The organism is Desulfovibrio sp. MES5, assembly GCF_002237645.1.
In the GTDB taxonomy this organism is placed as follows: Bacteria; Desulfobacterota; Desulfovibrionia; order Desulfovibrionales; family Desulfovibrionaceae; genus Desulfovibrio.
The window spans coordinates 47,778-65,303 of record NZ_MJUZ01000016.1 but is presented as its reverse complement, the minus strand read 5'-3'; the positions used below and the strand labels follow the sequence as shown (position 1 = coordinate 65,303).

General features: G+C 59.5%; 12 protein-coding genes. 8 read left to right on the top strand and 4 right to left on the bottom strand.

Features of this window, described 5'->3' with window-relative positions:
• Nucleotides 1-262: 262 nt before the first annotated feature.
• Nucleotides 263-868, top strand: coding sequence for a D-glycero-beta-D-manno-heptose 1,7-bisphosphate 7-phosphatase (gene gmhB, locus BCS36_RS05875; RefSeq protein ID WP_291301980.1), 606 nt, complete (start codon nt 263-265; stop codon nt 866-868).
• Between the two features lie 224 nt (nt 869-1,092).
• On the opposite strand, the gene fliM is transcribed toward gmhB, so the two are convergent.
• On the bottom strand, nt 1,093-2,073 hold the full coding sequence (fliM, locus tag BCS36_RS05870; protein ID WP_291301979.1) for a flagellar motor switch protein FliM: 981 nt from the start codon (nt 2,071-2,073) through the stop codon (nt 1,093-1,095).
• Nucleotides 2,074-2,256: 183 nt separating this feature from the next.
• Here fliM and BCS36_RS05865 point away from each other — a divergent pair, with 183 nt between their 5' ends.
• The 6 genes from BCS36_RS05865 to BCS36_RS05840 all read left to right on the top strand — a co-directional run bounded on the left by BCS36_RS05865 (nt 2,257) and on the right by BCS36_RS05840 (nt 12,625).
• Nucleotides 2,257-4,110, top strand: coding sequence for an ASKHA domain-containing protein (locus tag BCS36_RS05865; protein WP_291301978.1), 1,854 nt, complete (start codon nt 2,257-2,259; stop codon nt 4,108-4,110).
• Nucleotides 4,111-6,675 carry a small ribosomal subunit Rsm22 family protein gene (locus BCS36_RS05860; protein ID WP_291301977.1) on the top strand — a complete coding sequence of 855 codons (2,565 nt, stop codon included), beginning with the start codon at nt 4,111-4,113 and terminating at the stop codon, nt 6,673-6,675.
• Between the two features lie 246 nt (nt 6,676-6,921).
• On the top strand, nt 6,922-9,234 hold the full coding sequence (locus BCS36_RS05855; protein ID WP_291301976.1) for a vitamin B12-dependent ribonucleotide reductase: 2,313 nt from the start codon (nt 6,922-6,924) through the stop codon (nt 9,232-9,234).
• A gap of 204 nt (nt 9,235-9,438) precedes the next feature.
• Nucleotides 9,439-9,945 (top strand): metal-dependent hydrolase, encoded by a 507-nt coding sequence (locus BCS36_RS05850; protein WP_291301975.1) that lies wholly within the window; start codon nt 9,439-9,441, stop codon nt 9,943-9,945.
• Between the two features lie 674 nt (nt 9,946-10,619).
• Nucleotides 10,620-11,726, top strand: coding sequence for a cyclopropane fatty acyl phospholipid synthase (gene cfa, locus BCS36_RS05845; RefSeq protein ID WP_291301974.1), 1,107 nt, complete (start codon nt 10,620-10,622; stop codon nt 11,724-11,726).
• 116 nt (nt 11,727-11,842) lie between these two features.
• Nucleotides 11,843-12,625: a hypothetical protein gene (locus BCS36_RS05840; RefSeq protein WP_291301973.1), complete on the top strand. Its 783-nt coding sequence runs from the start codon at nt 11,843-11,845 to the stop codon at nt 12,623-12,625.
• A gap of 621 nt (nt 12,626-13,246) precedes the next feature.
• Here the strand turns inward: BCS36_RS05840 and fabZ are convergent.
• The gene (gene fabZ / locus BCS36_RS05835) at nt 13,247-13,714 is read right to left on the bottom strand and encodes a 3-hydroxyacyl-ACP dehydratase FabZ (protein WP_291301972.1); all 468 of its coding nucleotides are present in this window, start codon (nt 13,712-13,714) and stop codon (nt 13,247-13,249) included.
• 40 nt (nt 13,715-13,754) lie between these two features.
• Here fabZ and BCS36_RS05830 point away from each other — a divergent pair, with 40 nt between their 5' ends.
• Nucleotides 13,755-13,910, top strand: coding sequence for a hypothetical protein (locus BCS36_RS05830; RefSeq protein WP_291301971.1), 156 nt, complete (start codon nt 13,755-13,757; stop codon nt 13,908-13,910).
• Nucleotides 13,911-14,024: 114 nt separating this feature from the next.
• Here BCS36_RS05830 and BCS36_RS05825 read toward each other — a convergent pair whose 3' ends face one another.
• Complete coding sequence (locus tag BCS36_RS05825; RefSeq protein WP_291301970.1) at nt 14,025-14,570, bottom strand: OmpH family outer membrane protein; 546 nt, start codon at nt 14,568-14,570, stop codon at nt 14,025-14,027.
• Between the two features lie 206 nt (nt 14,571-14,776).
• The gene (locus BCS36_RS05820; RefSeq protein ID WP_291301969.1) at nt 14,777-17,146 is read right to left on the bottom strand and encodes an N-acetylmuramoyl-L-alanine amidase; all 2,370 of its coding nucleotides are present in this window, start codon (nt 17,144-17,146) and stop codon (nt 14,777-14,779) included.
• Between the last annotated feature and the right edge of the window lie 380 nt (nt 17,147-17,526).

Here is a 17,526-nt window from a genome sequence, read left to right as displayed (position 1 = left end):
GCAATGTGCCGCTTGAACTGGCGGCCTAGAAAATGCCTTGGGTTTAAGACACCCTATGAAGTTTTTTTAGAAGACGCCAATACCCAAGGACTGGGTGTTGCACTTTGAACTTGAAACCGCGCCTTTTTGAAAGGCAAAATGCTCCAGAGTGGCCGCTATCTGCAACACCGCACGGGCAACCGCGATTTCCAGCGCTTTCCGAACACGGGGCGCGGGTTCGGCGCAGGCGGCAGCCCTGTAAAGAACGGTCAGGAGAAAGCATATGGGGGAAGGCAAAGTTTTGCGGCGGGCAGTATTTCTTGACCGTGACGGCACGCTGAACAAGGACGTCGGCTACGTACACCGCAAGGAAGACTGGCAATGGCTGCCCGGCGTGGCCGAGGCGCTCAAGCGCCTGCGGGCCGTGGGCTATGTGCTTGTGGTGGTGAGCAATCAGTCCGGCATTGCGCGCGGCATGTTTGACAGTGAAGCGCTGCGCCAGCTGGAAGAATGGGTGAATGCGGAACTGGCCGCCAAGAACGCGGCCATAGATGCGTGGTATTACTGTCCGCATCTGCCTGAAATCACCGGCACTTGCGAGTGCCGCAAGCCCGAGCCGGGGCTCTTGCTGCAAGCCGCCCGCGATCTGGACATTGATCTGGCCAATTCCTGGATGATCGGCGACCGCGTGCGTGATGTGAAGGCGGGCCTTGCTGCGGGCTGTCAGAGCATCCTGCTGCACCCCGAAGGCAGCGACAACAGCGATGACGATGACGTGCCGGACGGCGTGGCCGTGGTGCCGCACCTGCCTGCGGCGACAGTGCGCATCCTGGCTCCGCGCATGCGGCAGTTGCGCGCGGCGCGCATGCTGGAAAAGATGAAGGACTGAGCAAAAGCGCGATATGCCCACGGCGGCAACGCACCCTCGCCTTGGGGGATGCGCGCCATAGCGGGCCTGTAAATAAAAGTGAAGGCCCGGCTGTTATTATATAACACCGGGCCTTTGCTTTTGGGAAAAATGTGATCTTCCTTTTGGGAGCCTTCAGAAATTTTGTCTGCTGTTGGCGGCTCCAGGCGGCGTAGTTTTGCCTGGACAGGCTGGCCTGACTGCAATCAGGTGTATTGCGGCTCGTTTTCCTTGATAATCTGAAAGGACTTCATGGCTTTCACCGTACCGGCAATGCCCTGATATTTGCAGACCCCGGCCACGGTGCAGTTCAGCAAATCTTCCTGATCCTTGTCCAGCACAAGAACGTCGCCAACCTGCATGCGCAGCAGCTGGTTGCCGGTGATGGTGGTGCTGCCGAAGTGCACCTTGAGTTCAATGGGGGTTTCCAGCAGGCGCTCCTTGAGGCGCGCCACCCAGGCGTGGTCCACTTCAAGGCGTTCCGTCTGAAAGCTGGCGTGCAGCTTGGAGCGGATAGGCTCGATGGTGGCATAGGGCAGGCAAATGATCATGGAGCCCAGGGCCGTATCAAGCTCGACCTCAAAGGTGATGACGACAACAACGTCGCTGGGCGGAACAATGGCGGCGAACTGCGGATTGATTTCACTGCGCACCAGTTCCAGCTTCACGTCGTGTACGGGCCGCCAGGATTCTTCCATATTTTCCAGGGCGATCTTGACGATCTTGTCCACCACGGCCTGCTCGATACGGGTGAATTCGCGACCCTCCACCTTGGGTTGGGAGCCAGCGCCGCCAAAGACGCTTTCCACCAGGGCAAAGACCAGACGGGAGTCCACCACCATGATGGCATTGCCGCGCAGGGGATCCATCTTGAAGATGTTGATGGACGTGGGCACGGGCAAAGAGCGCATGAACTCGCCGAACTTGGTCATATCAATGGATATGGGATTCAGTTCAACGCGCTTGCGCACGGAGTTGGAAAGGGCGTTGGTGCAAAGCCGGGCGAAACGGTCATTGACGATTTCAAGCACGGGCATGCGCCCGCGTATGATGCGGTCCTGATTGGCAAGGTCAAAGGCCACAATGCCGGAATCGTCTTCCGGAACCTCAACTTCGCTCTCAATTTCGCCGCCGGAAAGCCCGCGAAGCAGGGCATCCACTTCATCTTGCGCCAAAACTTTGTTCATGCCAGCCCCAAAAAATGCCTGGTGAGGGTTTGCTTTTTCCTGCGTCAACTATTGCTCAAAAATATTGCAAGAAAAAGGCCATTTTGACAAGCGCGGGCAAGGGGGGCAGCGCGGCGGCGTTGCGCACGCCTTTTTCTTGCCAACCATGGCCCCTTGAGGCAGGCTACATCCGGAGCGATACCCATGCTGTTACAAATTTTTTCCGCTGCCGGAACTGCCGCATCTCCTGGGGAAAACGCGGACGCAAAGCCCCTTGAAATAGAGGCTGCGCCGGGCCAAAGCCTTTCGCAGGCCATCTGGCTTTCCGGGCAAACGCCTCCCCAGCCCCTGTGCGGCGGGCTTGGCCGCTGCGGCCGCTGCCGGGTGCGTTTTGTGGCGAACTCCCCAGCGCCCCTGCCCGCCGAAGCGGAGGTTTTTTCCGCCAGTGATCTGGCCGGGGGCTGGCGTCTGGCGTGCCGCCGTCAAGTGCCTGACGGGGAAAAGCTCGCGCTGGAGTTGCCACAGGAAAGCATGGCCTCGCCGTCTGGCCCGGAAGATGTTGCCGCCATGCGTGCAGAGCGCCACATGCGGCACACGACGGACAGCAGCGACCCGGCTGAAACCCCGGCAGGGGCTGGTCGCCCGGTGGGCGCTCTGGCAGGCGGACCGGCAAACGGCCCAGTTGATATCCTGGCGGAAAAGCCCCTTCCGCTGGCCCTGGCTGTGGATCTGGGCACAACGTCTGTTTACTGGCGCGCCGTTGCTCTTTCCAGCGACGGAGAAAACGAGAATACGGCGGAGGCTGTGGGGCAGGGCAGTTTTCTGAACCCGCAGGCCGGGGCCGGGGCGGATATCATGTCGCGGCTGGCCGTGGCGCGGCAGCCGCAAGGCCGCAGCGTGCTGTCCCATCTGGTGCGGCGCAGCCTGCGAAACGTGGTGGATTTTCTTGAGCAAAAGGGCGCGGCGCGGGTGGAGGGCCTGTGCGTTGCCGCCAATACGGCCATGACGGACATTTTTCTGGACCTGCCTGTGGACGGCCTGTGCGCGGCTCCCTACAGGCTTGCGCATGACGGGCATGAAACTGTACATGTTCCCTACCTGCCGCCAGTGTATATCCCGCCCTTGCCCGCTCCCTTTGTGGGCGGCGACGTGAGCGCGGGGCTGGCCGCGCTGCTGGCCGGGGACATGCCGCGTCCCTTTGTGCTGGCGGATCTTGGCACCAATGGGGAACTGGCGCTTGTGGACGCGGCGGGCAGGCTTTTGCTGGCCAGTGTGCCGCTGGGCCCGGCCCTTGAGGGCATTGGCCCGCAGTGCGGGCAACTGGCCGGGCCGGGGGTGATCACGGATTTCAGCCTTGCACCCACAGGCCTTGAGGCGCATTTTTTCGCCCGGCGGCCTGAAGATGACCTGCGGGAACACGGCGGCCACTGCCCGTGTCCTTCCTGTCAGGCTGTCAGCCGTCAAGCGTCCGCCAGCGGGCTTCTGGGCCCGGCGGCGGAAGGCGGCAGGGCGCGGGGCATCAGCGCCACCGGCTATGTGTCATTGCTGGCCGTGCTGCTGCGGACTAAACTTGTGCGCGAGGACGGAGGCTTTGAATCCGCTCCGGCCATGCCCCTGGCCCGCAGGCTGGCCGCGTGCCTTGAGCCGGGCAAGGACAGCGGGGGCATGCGTTTGCGTCTGCCCCACGGCATGTGGCTGTGCGCAGCTGACGTGGAGGAACTGCTCAAGGTCAAGGCAGCCTTTGCCCTGGCGCTGGAAAGCCTGCTGGCGGCGGCGGGGCTTGCCCCCGGCGATGTGGCCGCCCTGTGTCTGGCGGGCGCTCTGGGCGAACACGTGCGGGCGCACGACCTTGAAACGCTGGGCTTTTTGCCTTCGGCTCTGGCCCCGCGCCTGCGGGCTGTTGGCAATGCCTCTCTGGAAGGCGCGGCCCTGCTGGCCCGCAACGCGCATATGCGCGAAAACCTGGCCGCACTGTGCGCCACAGCTCGACTACTACCCCTTGTGGAAGAAAAGAATTTTCATCAGAACTATTTGCGCCACATGCGCTTTGGAGCATAAATGTCAGATCAGCAAAGAAAAAAACCGCGTCCGGACCGTTCCCGCAACGGCGAAGCCTCCCGTGAAAAGCCCGCAGACAGACCTGCGAAAAGGCCCGCCGACAGGGACAGGTCAGCAGACAGGTCAACGGACAAATCCGCGGACAGGCCAGCAGACAGGCCTGGGCGTCCAGGCGCACCCCGTTCCGGCGGCAAGCCCGGCGGCAAACCCGGCGACTCGCGCAGTGGCAGACCCGGCAATGATAGGGGCGGTGAAGGTCATTCCCGGCCCGACAGGGCAGGAGCGGGTAAACCCGGCGGCTCGCGCAGCGGCAGGCCAAATCAGGACAAGGGCGGCGAAGGTCATTCCCGGCCCGACAGGGCAGGAGCGGGCAAGCCCGGCGGCTCGCGCAGCGGTAGGCCCAACCAGGACAAGAGTGGCGATGGCCATTCCCGGCCCGACAGAAGCCGTCCGGACAAATCCCACGCGGACACAGGCAGACCCGAAAAGGCTTGGCCCGAAAAATCCGGGGCCAAAAAATATGAGCCCAAAAAATATGAGCAGGACAAGGGCAGACCCGGCAAAAACGGGTCTGACAAAAACTGGTCCAACGAGGGGCGTGACTCGAATCGGAGTCAGCATAGGGGCCAGGACAGAGATCAGAACAGAGACCAGAACAGGGGACGGAATAAAGATCAGGACAGAGACCAGAACTGGGGTCAGAATACAGGCAGGGGAAGGGGCAAGGACAACGGGCCGCGTCCGCCGCATTCTGACAGGCCACGCTCTGACGCGCCGCGCTCCGGCAGAAGGGGCGCGCCTGCCGAAGGAAGACCCGGCGCAAGGAATGCTTTTGAGCGCGCTGATGGTCAGAATAGAAACAGAGATGGCTTCAACAGGGACGAACGCAACAGGGATGGGTTTAATAGGGACGGACGCAACAGGGATGGCTCCAACAGGGATGGGCGGGAATTCGCATCGGCCCGTGCTCCGCGTCCGGCAATCACCTCCGGCAATGCCTGGAAGGGAGCAATGCCGCTGTTTCCGCCTTTGACGGAAGAGGCGCGCGCCATTCTTGACCAGCTGCCAAAAGTGCTGGCCCGAGTGTGGCCCCTGAGCGCGGCCCATCGCCGTTCTCTGCCTGACGACATAGCCCGGCTGTCGCGCCTGCTCACGACCGAGCGGGCGGCCCTTGACCGCCCCTACTGGAGTACCCCGGCCTTTGTCAGCGCGTATCTGTACTATTTTCTGCCCTGGAATCTGGTGCGGCTCACCCGCCTGCTGGCGGCAATGCCCCTGCCTGACCCGCAGACCGTCGCGTCTCAGGGCGGCAAGGCTCTGCTGCTCGATGTGGGCTCCGGGCCGCTGACCCTGCCTTTGGCCCTGTGGTTGGCCCGCCCCGAATGGCGGCAGGCTCCCATTCAGGTGCTGGCTCTGGACAGTTCCTCGCAGCCGCTGGAACTGGGACGCAGCCTGTTGCATGAAGTGGCAGCCCTGACATTCCATCAGCCCTGGCAGGTGCAGACCGTGCGGGCGCCGCTGGAACAGGCAGCGCGTCAGGCCGCGCCGTTGCTGGCCGGAGGGCAGGCACGACCCTGGCTGGTCAGCGCCGCCAATGTGCTCAATGAATTGCGTTTCGGCAAAAAAAGCGGGCGCGCCAGCGCTCTTGATTCCTACGACGATGACGATGCCCTCCTGATGGGAGGGATGGATGATCCCGATGTGGATGGGCGCGCCGATTCAGGCCAGTCTGCAGACCCGGACGAGCGGCCCGATGATTGCCGTCAGGAGCGGCTCGCGCGTTTTCTGGACGCGCTTGCACCGCTGTTCCGCAGCCATGGCCGTCCCGCCACGGACGGCGCGGAGGGGCCGCCTGCAGGCCCGAACCTGCTTTTTGTGGAACCCGGCACGCGTTTGGGCGGTTCCACCATTATGGACCTGCGCCATCTGGCAGTGGAGGGCGGCCTTACGGCCCTGGCCCCGTGCCCGCATCAGGCGGCCTGTCCGCTGCTGAGCGGTCAGGGGGGGCGCACCTGGTGTCACTTTACCTTTGGCAGTGAAGACGCGCCCAGATGGCTTGAGGACCTTTCCGCTGATGCCGGACTTGGCAAAAGCGGTCTGAGCCTTGCGCCGCTCCTGCTTTCGCCCGTAGCGGCTCCAGAAGTTGCGGCCGGCCAGGAGCAGGGACGCAAAACTTCAGGAAGCATGAAGGCCCGTGTGCTCACAGCGGCTTTTGACGTTCCCGGTCTTGCGGGCCGTGGGCGCTATGCCTGTGCCGCCTGTGGCCTGTTATTGCTGGAAGATGCCGAAGGGCTGCCGTCCGGTAGTCTGCTTGAGGTGCAGGTGTCCCCGGATGCACGACGCGACGCCAAGAGCGGCGCGCGCATTGTGCGGCGGCCTGGTTCTGGGGCGGCGTCACATGCCGGGCCTGGTTCTGCTCCTTCGGCCCCCTCGGCGCGTTCGGCCCATCCGGCCCGCCCGACTCATCCGGGCCGTCCGGCTGCTCCGGCTCCGCATCGGCCATTTTCCCCGCGTAACTCCGGCAGGCCGCAAGGGCGTGGCGGAAAGGGTAGAAAAAAAGCGTAAATCTATTTTTTACGCAGGACCAACCCCCACAAGACGTGCCCCCCGTGCGCTTTGTGGGGGTTTTTTGTATGGAGAATCGCTCTTAATAAAAATATCTATCAGTATGTATAGTCATTTAATTCAGACTGTTATTTCTGAGCGTTAGGGCACGGGGGGTTTTATTTGCCCTCCAAGCGTGTATACTCGGCCATGGTCCCGCAGGACCGTTTTTGCCCTGCACAACTTCAAGACAAGGTTATCATTCCCATGCTCGCACAGCCCAAAGATCTCCCTGAGCCACAGTTGAAGCCCAATACCGAAGTCGTTTTGCAAAAGCGTTATCTGCGCAAAAAACCGGACGGACAGATCGTCGAAACTCCACGCGATCTTTTTTGGCGCGTGGCAGCCGCCATTGCCGTTGAAGAAGAAAAGTACGAGGGCTCCAGCAAGAAGAGTGGGCAGTTGGCCCGCGATTTTTATGATCTCATGACCAGCTGGAAGTTTCTGCCCAACTCGCCGACGCTCATGAACGCGGGCACAGACCTTGGGCAGCTCTCCGCCTGCTTTGTGCTGCCGGTGGGCGACTCCATTGAAGAAATTTTTGACGCCGTCAAGTACGCGGCCATGATCCACAAGTCCGGCGGCGGCACCGGTTTTTCCTTTTCTCGGCTGCGCCCCAAAGACAGCCGGGTAGGCTCCACCGGCGGCGTGGCTTCCGGCCCAGTGTCCTTTTTGCGCATCTTCAATACCGCCACGGAGCAGATAAAGCAGGGGGGCACCCGGCGCGGAGCCAACATGGGCATCCTGCGGGTGGACCATCCGGATATTCTTGAATTCATCGGCGCCAAGGAAAAAGAAGGCGAATTCAATAACTTCAATCTTTCCGTGGGGCTGACTGAAGCCTTCATGCAGGCTGTGGAGCGGGACGAGCAGTATGATCTTGTGTCCCCCAACAACGGCGAGGTCATGAAGCGCCTGCCCGCGCGCGAGGTTTTTGACCTGCTGGTGCGCAAGGCCTGGCTGTCGGGCGACCCCGGCATTGTCTTTCTGGACCGCATCAACCGCGACAACCCAACGCCTGACCAGGGCGACATAGAATCAACCAACCCCTGCGGCGAGCAGCCTCTGCTGCCCTTTGAGGCCTGCAACCTGGGTTCCATCAATCTTTCCTGTTTTTATGTTCCCGGGCACGAAAACGATGCGGATCCTGTCGCCAAGGGCATAGACTGGGACGAACTGCGCCATGCCGTACATCTGGCGGTGCGCTTTCTCGACAATGTCATTGACGCCTCGCGCTTTCCCCTTGACCGCATCAGCGAAACCGTGCGCAAAAACCGCAAGATCGGCCTGGGCGTTATGGGTTTTGCCGACCTGCTCTTTCAGCTTGGCGTGGCCTATGATTCGCAACAGGGCATTGACCTTGGCGAGCGGCTCATGGCCTTTGTGCAGGATGAAGGGCACAAGGCGTCGGCCCTGCTGGCCCAGGAGCGCGGGCCCTTCCCGGCCTACGAAACCTCTGTGTATGGACGCCGCAAGCTTGGGCCGTACCGTAACGCCACGGTAACCACCATTGCGCCTACGGGCACGCTCTCCATCATCGCTGGCTGCTCGTCCGGCGTGGAACCGCTTTTTGCCCTGTGCTTTACACGCAATATTCTGGACGGCGAACGCCTTGTGGAAGTGAATCCGCATTTTGCGGAAGCGCTTGAGAACGGGGGCCTGTTCAGCCATGAGCTGATGGACGCGGTGGTGGCCAGGGGCTCCATCCAGGGCATGGACTATCTGCCCGCCCCCCTGCGCAAGGTCTTTGTGACCGCTATGGATATAACGCCGGTGTGGCATCTGCGCATGCAGGCGGCCTTTCAGCGCCACACGGACAATGCCGTGTCCAAAACCGTCAATCTTTCCAACAGCGCCACAGAGCAGGACATCCGCGAAATATACTGGCTGGCGTATCAGGAAGGCTGCAAGGGCGTCACCGTATACCGCGACGGCTGCAAGAGCATTCAGGTGCTCGCCACTGGCGAGGGACAGAAGAAAATGGACGGCGAATCCGCGCCCGAAGCGGGCACGTCCGGGCAGCAGGGCAGCGCGCCTGCCGCCGCTTCACCTATCGCGGCTCCTTCTTCTATGGTGCGCAAGCGTCCCGACGAGGTGCAGGGCTTCACCCGCAAGGTGCAAACGGGCCTTGGGGCCATGTATCTTACAGTCAATGAGGTGGATGGCAGACCCTTTGAGGTCTTTGCCACCATTGGCAAATCCGGCCGCTCCATTACCGCAAAGGCCGAGGCCATAGGCCGCCTTGTTTCTCTGGCGCTGCGCTCCGGCGTGCATGTGCGCGACGTTGTGGCGCAGATCAAGGGCATCGGCGGCGAACATCCCGTATTTCGCGGCAAGGGCCTGCTGCTTTCCATTCCTGACGCCATTGCCTGGGTGCTGGAGCAGCGCTACCTGAAAGATGAGGTTGTGGATACTGTCAGTGATCTGGCCGCCAACTGCTGCCCCGACTGCGGCGAAAAACTTGTTTTTCAGGAAGGTTGCCTGATCTGCCCTGCATGCGGCTTTTCCCGCTGCGGGTAGACAGAGTCGTCACGAGCGCCTTTCCAGTTATTTCTGCGTCGAACTTCGCCTTTTATTCCGCTCGGGCGCCATCAGAGTGCACTTCCTGCATAAAAGGTTCGTTCTCCCTGATATGACTGGAAATTCATCTCGTGACAACACTGTCTGGGGCGGGTTCTTTTTGAGGACATATCTCAAAGGTAACATTCTCTCTCAGGATTATTCATGAAGTGGATAACCCATCAGGCCACGGCCGTAGCTGCGGCCCTGGCCCTGCATCTGCCCGTTGCCGGAGTGGCGGCGGCCTGCGTCGGGGCTGTCATGCCCGACGTGCTGGACCAGCGCATGGCGGGCCTTGCCCCCACCAGACGCGGGAGGCAAAAAATATTCAATGCCGTACACAGGGGAACCACCCACTGGTTTGGCTGGTGGCTGGCCGTGTGTGCGGTTGCTTTTGCGGTGCCCGGCCTGCAACTCGGCCCCATGGGGCGTGACGTACTGATGGGGCTGGGCTTCGGCGGCCTCAGTCACGTGGTTCTGGACATGCTGACGCCATCGGGCGTGCCCCTTACGCCCTTTTCACGCAGCAACAAGTTTTCGCTCAAGCTGTGCTCTACAGGCAGCCTGGGGGAATACTGCTTTTTGCTTTGTGTTGTGGGGCTTGTGTGGTGGTTCTACGGCGCTGACCTCTTAAAGGTGACGCGGCATCTGGCGCACACGAAAATATTGTAGGCTGTCACAGCCTTTTTCTGCCTGTCGGTTTCCGGCGCGGCGGACGCAAGCGGCCTTGCCGCACCGTCCCCGCGCTGGCGTTTTTTTGGCATTATTGCCGGGCAGCAGGGGAGAGTATTTTAGTTCTGGAATGCTTTGTGGGGGAGGGACCCTTTTGCAAAAGGGTCGCCTCCCCCACGCCCCGACCCCCTAAAACTTTTAACGTGTTTTAGAGCAGTTTACGGATGAAATGAGTTGACCACTCTGCAAGGATTTTTTCAGAAAATCCCTGCCACGAAATGCGAACTGGCAGGCTTTGGCCTGCCGTAAGCGAGCATTTCAAGTGTTAAATGCTCCGGCATGTTACAAGGTGTGTTCTGGTTTGAAGCTGAAATGTCAAAGGCAGAGTCTGCCGGGCACCACATCATCGTAAATTTTTTGTGCTCATGCCTGCGATTGCTAAATGTTACGTGAGGTTATTGTAAACTCTTGAAGGAGGGGCGTGCATGGGATAGTGCCGATATAGTTAACATAAATGAAATATACGCACTATTGTCTTTGAAAAAAAATGGCAGTAGTCTTTATCTGAGCTCACATCGTGCGCTGAATTCAAGTTGCGTAACTCGCGAAAATATTTTCTTTATGCGCAGGTTTTGCACGCCTGCTGCCATCAAAGTCAATATGGAGTGTCAGTTATGTGCGAATCAGACATTAAGAAAATGCTTGCTTCGGTTGATGTCTCCATAGACGGCCCCCGTCCCTGGGATATTCAGGTTCACAACAACAAATTGTATGGCCGCGTTCTGCGCTTTGCCAACCTTGGGCTGGGCGAGGCCTATATGGAAGGCTGGTGGGACTGCAAGGCCCTGGATCAGTTCTTCTGCAAGGTTTTACGCGGGGGGCTTGAAAGGCGCTTCCGTTTTACACTGCCTGTCCTGCTTGAGCTTGTCTCCTACCTGTTCCGCAATCTTCAAAGCCCCGACCGCGCGCACATGGTGGCGGTACATCACTATGATTTCGGCAATGACGTGTTTGAAGCCATGCTCGACACCTCAATGCAGTACAGTTGCGCCTTCTGGCAGGGGGTAGACACGCTTGAAGCGGCGCAGCGGCAGAAGATGGACATGATTTGTCGCAAGCTCATGTTACGGCCAGGCATGCGCGTTCTTGACATCGGCTGCGGCTGGGGCGGGCTCGGAAGGTATATGGCACGCGAGTATGACGTAAGCGTTACCGGAGTGACGGTTTCAAGGGCTCAGGCCCAGTATGCGCGTGAACGCAGCCAGGGTCTGGACGTGCGCTGGCTGTTGCAGGATTACCGCGCCCTTACAGGTACCTATGACCGTATTGTTTCCGTCGGGATGTTCGAGCATGTGGGGCACAAGAATTACGCCGTCTTTATGGACAAGGTGCGCAGTCTGCTGGCAGAGGACGGTCTTTTCTTGCTGCACACCATCGGGACCAACGAGCCCCATCACAGTGTGGACCCCTGGATAGAAAAGTATATTTTCAAAAACGGCATCCTGCCCAGCATTTCCCTTTTGGGAAAATGCTCTGAAGGCCGCTTTGTAATGGAAGACTGGCACAACTTTGGCGCGGATTATGACAGGACGCTCGTATGCTGGGCCGACAACTTCATCAGGGGAAGAAAAGAAGGCAGGTTTCAGTGCAGTGAACGACAAAGCCGCATGTTCTTGTACTACCTGTTGAGTTGCGCTGGAGCTTTTCGCGCGCGTGACCTGCAACTGTGGCAGCTTGTATTGAGTCCGGGAGGCGTCGCGGGCGGGTATGCCCGGCCCTGAGTTTATGACTTCGCTCTGTCATTCCTCTTGCCTTGCATTGGGGGCGGCGTTATGGCTTCTGCTTGTGCCATGACGCCGTCTTTATTGGACGGGGTATTCCTGCGACGGAGCGTGCTGTGAACGGGATTCTTGCATTCAAGCTGATCATAACGCCCCTGCTGGTGTTGATCTGTATGCTCATCACCCGCCGGTGGGGAGCTTTTGTCGGGGGCGTGGCGGCTGGTTTGCCCGTGGTTTCCGGCCCCTTGTCCTTTTTTCTGACTCTTGAGCAGGGGACGGCCTTTTCGGCGCAGGCCTCGTACAACACACTGCTCGGCATCGACGCCAACGGGCTGGCCGCTGTGGCCTATCCCTGGCTGGCTGTGCTGGGCATCCCCTGGTATCTGGCCATCGGTCTTTCGCTAGGCATTTATTTTCTGGGCGGCTGGCTTGTGCAGTTCTTGCCCTATTGGCCCCTGGCCGCCTTTGCGCTTTCCCTGCTGTCGCCCCTGCTGGTGCTGGTCTGCCTGCCCCGGCAAGACTCCCCGGAGGCCGCGCAGCCCCAGCACTCGCGCTGGTGGCTTATTGCCGCCCAGATGGGCTTTGGTTCGCTGCTGGTCTATGTCGTCACCGAGGTGGCCCACTGGCTTGGGGCGGGCTGGAGCGGCGTGCTGATGTTCTTTCCTGTGATGATCTGCGCCATGGTGCCCTTTATACACGCAACGCAGGGGGCAGGGGCAGTGGTGCGCATATACAGGGGGCTCATGGCCGGATGGTTTGGCTGCATAGCCTTTGCGGCCATTGTCATGGCTCTTGTGGAGCGTCTGCCGCTATGGCTGTGCTATGTGCTGGCCACAGCAGCGGCCCTTGGCGCCAGCGCTGCCGTCACCCTCGTGCAAAAACGCATGAAGGCCGCCTGATCTGTGCTGGCGGCCTTTGGCGTGATTTATGGCGTGATGCCGGGCGGCTGCTCGGCTGCAGCGGCGTGCCATGCCCTTTGAGAACATGTATTCTCAAAGGGCATGTGCGTTATGATAATAAAACGTCCGTAACGGCAAATAACTGGTGCGATGGCATGATGCGGAAGACGCTGTTTCTTGAACCCCTGCTCTAAATCACAAAAACTTTGCAGCATTGTAAAATACAGTAAAGGTTTTAGGCAGTGTCGTCACAAGATGAATTTCCAGTCATATCAAGGAGAACGGCCTTTTAAGCAGGGAGTGTACTCGGATGGTGCTCGACCGGAATAAAAGGCGAAGCTCGACCAGAAATAACTGGAAAGGGGCTTGTGACGACACTGTCCAGGGGAAGGGGGTGTGGGGGAGGGACCCTTTTGCAGAAGGGTCCCTCCCCCACAAAGCATTTCAATTCCAATGTGGCAGCGTGTTAGGGAAACGCTGATTAAAGAGCCTCCTGGAAACGCGCAGTTATTTCGTTTGGCAAGGCGCGATCTTTTTTTGAAGCAGGAGTGGACTCTTCCGTCCTCGACTGTTTCAAAAAAAGTGAAGCAACGCCGCCAAACGGAATAAATCAGCGTTTCCTTAGCTTTTGGGCCTGTCGCCGATAGCTGCGGTAATTTGCGCTTCTGCCGCCAGTTTGCCATCCACAAAGGCGCGGGCTTCCATTTTGCAAAGTTTGAGCTTCATGCGCAAATTGGAGCATTCCAGGTCGAGGCGGTCGCCCGGCACCACCTGGCGGCGAAATTTCACGCCGTCGAGGCCGGTGAAGAGAAAGAGTTTGTCGTCCAGGTCGCCCATGTCCGCAGTGGCCAGCAGGCCGCCCGTCTGGGCCAGAGCTTCAAGAATGAGCACGCCGGGCATAATGGGCGCATCGGGAAAATGCCCCTGAAAAAACGGTTCGTTAAACGTCACGTTTTTATAGGCCTTTATGTGCGAATCAGGCACGCATTCCACCACCCTGTCCACCAGCAGGAAAGGGTAGCGGTGGGGGAGCAGGCGCATAATACGCTGTATGTCCATGCTTTGGGGCTGAGGGGCTGATTCCTGCATGTGGCCTCCTGGGTATTTCGGGCAGGGCGCGGGGCGGCCCATGATTGCCCGCTGGAATGTTGAAACTTTTGAGCATGTAACACTTGAAATACGCGCTTATGGAGGGCAAAAGCCTGCCTGCGCGCATTTCGTGGCAAGAATTTTCTGGAGAATCCTTGCAGAGCAGTTAACTCATTTTATTCGTAAACTGCTCTAAACACTGGCACGCCGAAGCGCAACGGTCTTGCCGACCCGATGGCAGCCGTCAATAAAAAAAGCCTCTCGCCCCGTCAGGGTCGAGAGGCTGTATTGCAGACGTAAGGAGACGGAACTATTTTTTGCCGCCCTTGTCGTTCTTCTTTTCTTTGTAAAGCTTGTTCACTTCGGTGAGCACGTCCTGGGTCAGATCCATTGACTGGTCGGCATACAGAACGCCGCCGGCGGTCACGTCCACCACGAAGTTGAAACCCTTGGAGCGGGCCACTTCATAGGTGGCGCTGAAAACCAGGGTAACCATGTCTTGACGCAGTTTGACTTCTTCCTGCTCAACTTTGCGCAGGAAGTTACGGGTCTTCTGGTCCAGATCCTGTTTGGCGCGAATGAACTCAAGTTTCTTTTCTTCACTGACCTTGGGATTCTTGAGGGCTTCGGCTTTATTTTTCAGAGCTTCGCCCTGCTTTTCAAGAGCAGAGCGTTCTTTGCCGAACTTGTCTTCCATCTGCTTTTTGGCAGCTTCGGCGGGTTCGCTCTGAGTGGCCACCGTTTGCATGTCCACAACGCCAATTTTGGCAGCAGGCACGGCATTGCTGTCAGCCGCAAGCGCCGTTCCAGCCATGAGCATGCAGACCACTAAGGTCATCATCAAAACCTTGCGCATGTAAAGTACTCCTTCCCCGATTGCTGTTTTTTATCTCGTCCTTGCGGAATTGGGATGACCCTCGCGCCGTAAGAAACTTGTATAATGGTAGGTTAATGCAGCCCCCACTCACGTTGCACAAGCAGGGAGGCATGGTTGCCGCGCCGGTACAATTGGGCTTTAGTGTTGCTAATACTTCAGCGCGGCGCGTATTTGAAATCCCTGCATCACATAGCACCAGCGCTTTCGGGCGTCAAGGAATTCTGGGCAGTCCGCTTTTTTAACAGTCGGTCCTTGTATGCAAGTATGCCCTCGGCCAGTCCTTCGGCCAATGTCAGCCGGTATTTGGCGTTGGCGAGGTTACGGGCTTCTTCGGCGTGGGTGCAGTAGCCAAGCTCAACCAGTACCGCAGGCATCTGCGCGCCAAGCAGTACATGGAAGGGCGCGGATTTGACGCCGTTATTGCGTACAGTATACTCGCGTTTTTTCAGTCTGAAAAGAGTAACGCGCTGGATATCCTGAGCAAGTTTTTTTGATTCATCAACTCTTGCAGTAAGCATCACATCAGCCAGCATCTTTTGCATATCGCCAAGGCGATGATCACTGCCAGCGTTTTCCAGTGCCGCAACTCGCGCGGCTTCGGCGTTTTGGGCCAGATCAAGATAGTAGGTTTCAAAGCCGTTGACCGATTTGTCGTCGTTGGCGTTGACGTGGATGGAGACAAAAAGGTCTGCCCCTACCTCATTGGCGCGGGTTGTGCGCTCGCGCAGGGAGAGCCCTGTGTCATTGGTGCGGCTGTAGACCACATCAACCCCGTTGGCTTGCAGCAAGCGCCCAAGGGTCGTGGCCACGTCCAGGGTAATGACCCGTTCAAGAATGCCGTTGTGGTGGGTGCCAGGGTCGCGGCCGCCATGTCCTGCGTCAATGAAGACTGTATGCACAGTAAGGCCCAGTTGGCGGGCCATGTCATTGACATGCCGTGGTTCGTCGGGCGAGGGAGCCTGCTCACGCGGCTTGTCCTGCCCGGCAAAGCCCCCATTCGCGCCCTGACGTGGAGGCAGGGCGGTATTGCCCGCCGCCACGCGCAAGACAATGCGGCAGGGGTTGCTTTCTGCCTGCGTGTCGAAGCGCCGCACGTCCCTGAAGCTGAACTGCATCACCGCGCCGCCGCCCTTACGGTCGCGCACGCGAACGGATTGCAAAAGACTGCCCTTGACCGTGACGCCCTGGCGCACATCCTTGACAACGGAAGCGTCGTCAAACTCCAGATACAGGCTGGAGCCCGCGCCTTTTTTGCCTTCTTCCAGCCGGGCGCGATAACGGGCCGGAGCGGAGAGGTCCAGCACGATTTCAACAGAGTTTTTGCTCAGTGAGTTCCAGGAAAGCGTGTGGACTTCAGGGGCCGCCACTGGCTGAGCGGAAGCCGGGCTGGCTTTGGCGCCGGGTGCGGCAGCGACATCAGAGCCGCCGGAAAGGCGCTGCCGCAGGATTTTGGCTTGCGGGAGCATGTCGCCCTGCGGGTACAGGGTGGCGATGGCGTCAAGCAGCTCAAGGGCTTCCTGCGGCTGGTTCAGCCGGTCCGCCTCAATGGCCGCAGCCCGAAGGAGGGCGTCGTCCGCCAGAGCGCTTTTGGGAAATTCCTGTGCGAGATTCAGGTAAAGGTCGCGAGCCTGACGGTATTCCGCAGCGAGGTGGGAGCAGTTGGCCAGGGATTCCTGACTTGAGGCCGCCCGAAAGAGCGCACCGGGGGATATGGCCCAATTTTTACGGCTTTGATAAATAAGCAGAAATTCCGCCGCCAGTTCTTCCCAGGGTTGACGCCAGCACGAGCGCACCTTGTCGGCGCTCAGGCTTTCCATGTCGGCCTTGGCCTTGCGGTAGCGCGGCAAAATCTGATCCTGGGGCAAGAGGGCGGCGGGGGCGGCCGCCGAACCAGTGACCGCTGGCGCAGATTGGGCTGACGAGGCAGAGGCGCCTGCATCAGCGCGCTTTTTATCCTTGTCCTGGGCTGGGGGGCTTGCGGCCTGGTCTTCGATGGAGGGCCTGCCTTCAGAAGCGGCGACCTGCCGGGCTTCGGGGGCTGTGCGCCCCTGCGCCGAGGCCAGAAGGGTTTTTTCCAGGGCCAGGGCTTCGGGCAGCATGTCGCCCTTGGGATACTGGGTCTTGATGCGGTTGAGAAGTTCCAGCGCGCCCTTGTCATCCTTGAGCCAGGCTGCGCGCAGTCTGGCGGCGTGAAAAAGGGCGTCGTCAGCCAGGCGGCTGTCGGCGTGGCGCATGGCTACCGCCTCGTAGCACTCTATGGCCTTGCGGGCATCAGCCTTGGCAAAGGAACGCCGGGCAAGTTCTTCAAGACTTTCAGCGGCGCGAAAAAGGGCGGCAGGACGGTTGGGCCAGCCGGGATCGGCATCATAGATGGCGCGAAACTCTGCAGCCAGTTTTTCCCAGGGTTCACGCAGATTGGCCTTTTTGGCGTCCAGGCGCAGCGTTTCAATGCCGGCCTTGGCGGTATCGTAGCGTTTGCCCGTGGGCGGCAACGACGTGTAGCCGGTGTCATAAAAGAAAACCACCAGCAGGCAGAGGGCCAGCAAGAAAAACACTGGCGGGGCAAGACGTCTGATGCCGTGCCTGGTTTGGCCGGAGGCCGCGCCTTGCCCTTGCGACCTGCCCTCAGGCGTATCCTGCGGAGGCCGCGGCGACGGGCTCCGGGACTGCGTCCGGGCCTTTGGAGGGCCCTGAGTAGGGGATGGGTTTTCTTTGCGGGCCACGGGTGTTCCTTACTCTGCTGGTGCGCGGCTGTCATTTTAGTGACAGTTCGCTGCTGTTTTTCTTGTGCTTGCGCCGGGTCGCCTGATGATATGCGGGCTTGCAGCCGTACGTTTTTTCGCCGCGTACGCCCATTGCACGCATATTTTGCACAATATATGCCAAAAAAGATTGACATGCAAAAAAGCGTGGCGCGGGGATAACCTCGCGCCAC

Excerpts from the sequence above, each read along its gene's own strand:
- gmhB (WP_291301980.1), top strand. The coding sequence starts at position 263 with ATGGGGGAAGGCAAAGTTTTGCGGCGGGCAGTATTTCTTGACCGTGAC.
- fliM (WP_291301979.1), bottom strand. The coding sequence starts at position 2,073 with ATGAACAAAGTTTTGGCGCAAGATGAAGTGGATGCCCTGCTTCGCGGG.
- BCS36_RS05865 (WP_291301978.1), top strand. The coding sequence starts at position 2,257 with ATGCTGTTACAAATTTTTTCCGCTGCCGGAACTGCCGCATCTCCTGGG.
- BCS36_RS05860 (WP_291301977.1), top strand. The coding sequence starts at position 4,111 with ATGTCAGATCAGCAAAGAAAAAAACCGCGTCCGGACCGTTCCCGCAAC.
- BCS36_RS05855 (WP_291301976.1), top strand. The coding sequence starts at position 6,922 with ATGCTCGCACAGCCCAAAGATCTCCCTGAGCCACAGTTGAAGCCCAAT.
- BCS36_RS05850 (WP_291301975.1), top strand. The coding sequence starts at position 9,439 with ATGAAGTGGATAACCCATCAGGCCACGGCCGTAGCTGCGGCCCTGGCC.
- cfa (WP_291301974.1), top strand. The coding sequence starts at position 10,620 with ATGTGCGAATCAGACATTAAGAAAATGCTTGCTTCGGTTGATGTCTCC.
- fabZ (WP_291301972.1), bottom strand. The coding sequence starts at position 13,714 with ATGCAGGAATCAGCCCCTCAGCCCCAAAGCATGGACATACAGCGTATT.
- BCS36_RS05830 (WP_291301971.1), top strand. The coding sequence starts at position 13,755 with ATGATTGCCCGCTGGAATGTTGAAACTTTTGAGCATGTAACACTTGAA.
- BCS36_RS05825 (WP_291301970.1), bottom strand. The coding sequence starts at position 14,570 with ATGCGCAAGGTTTTGATGATGACCTTAGTGGTCTGCATGCTCATGGCT.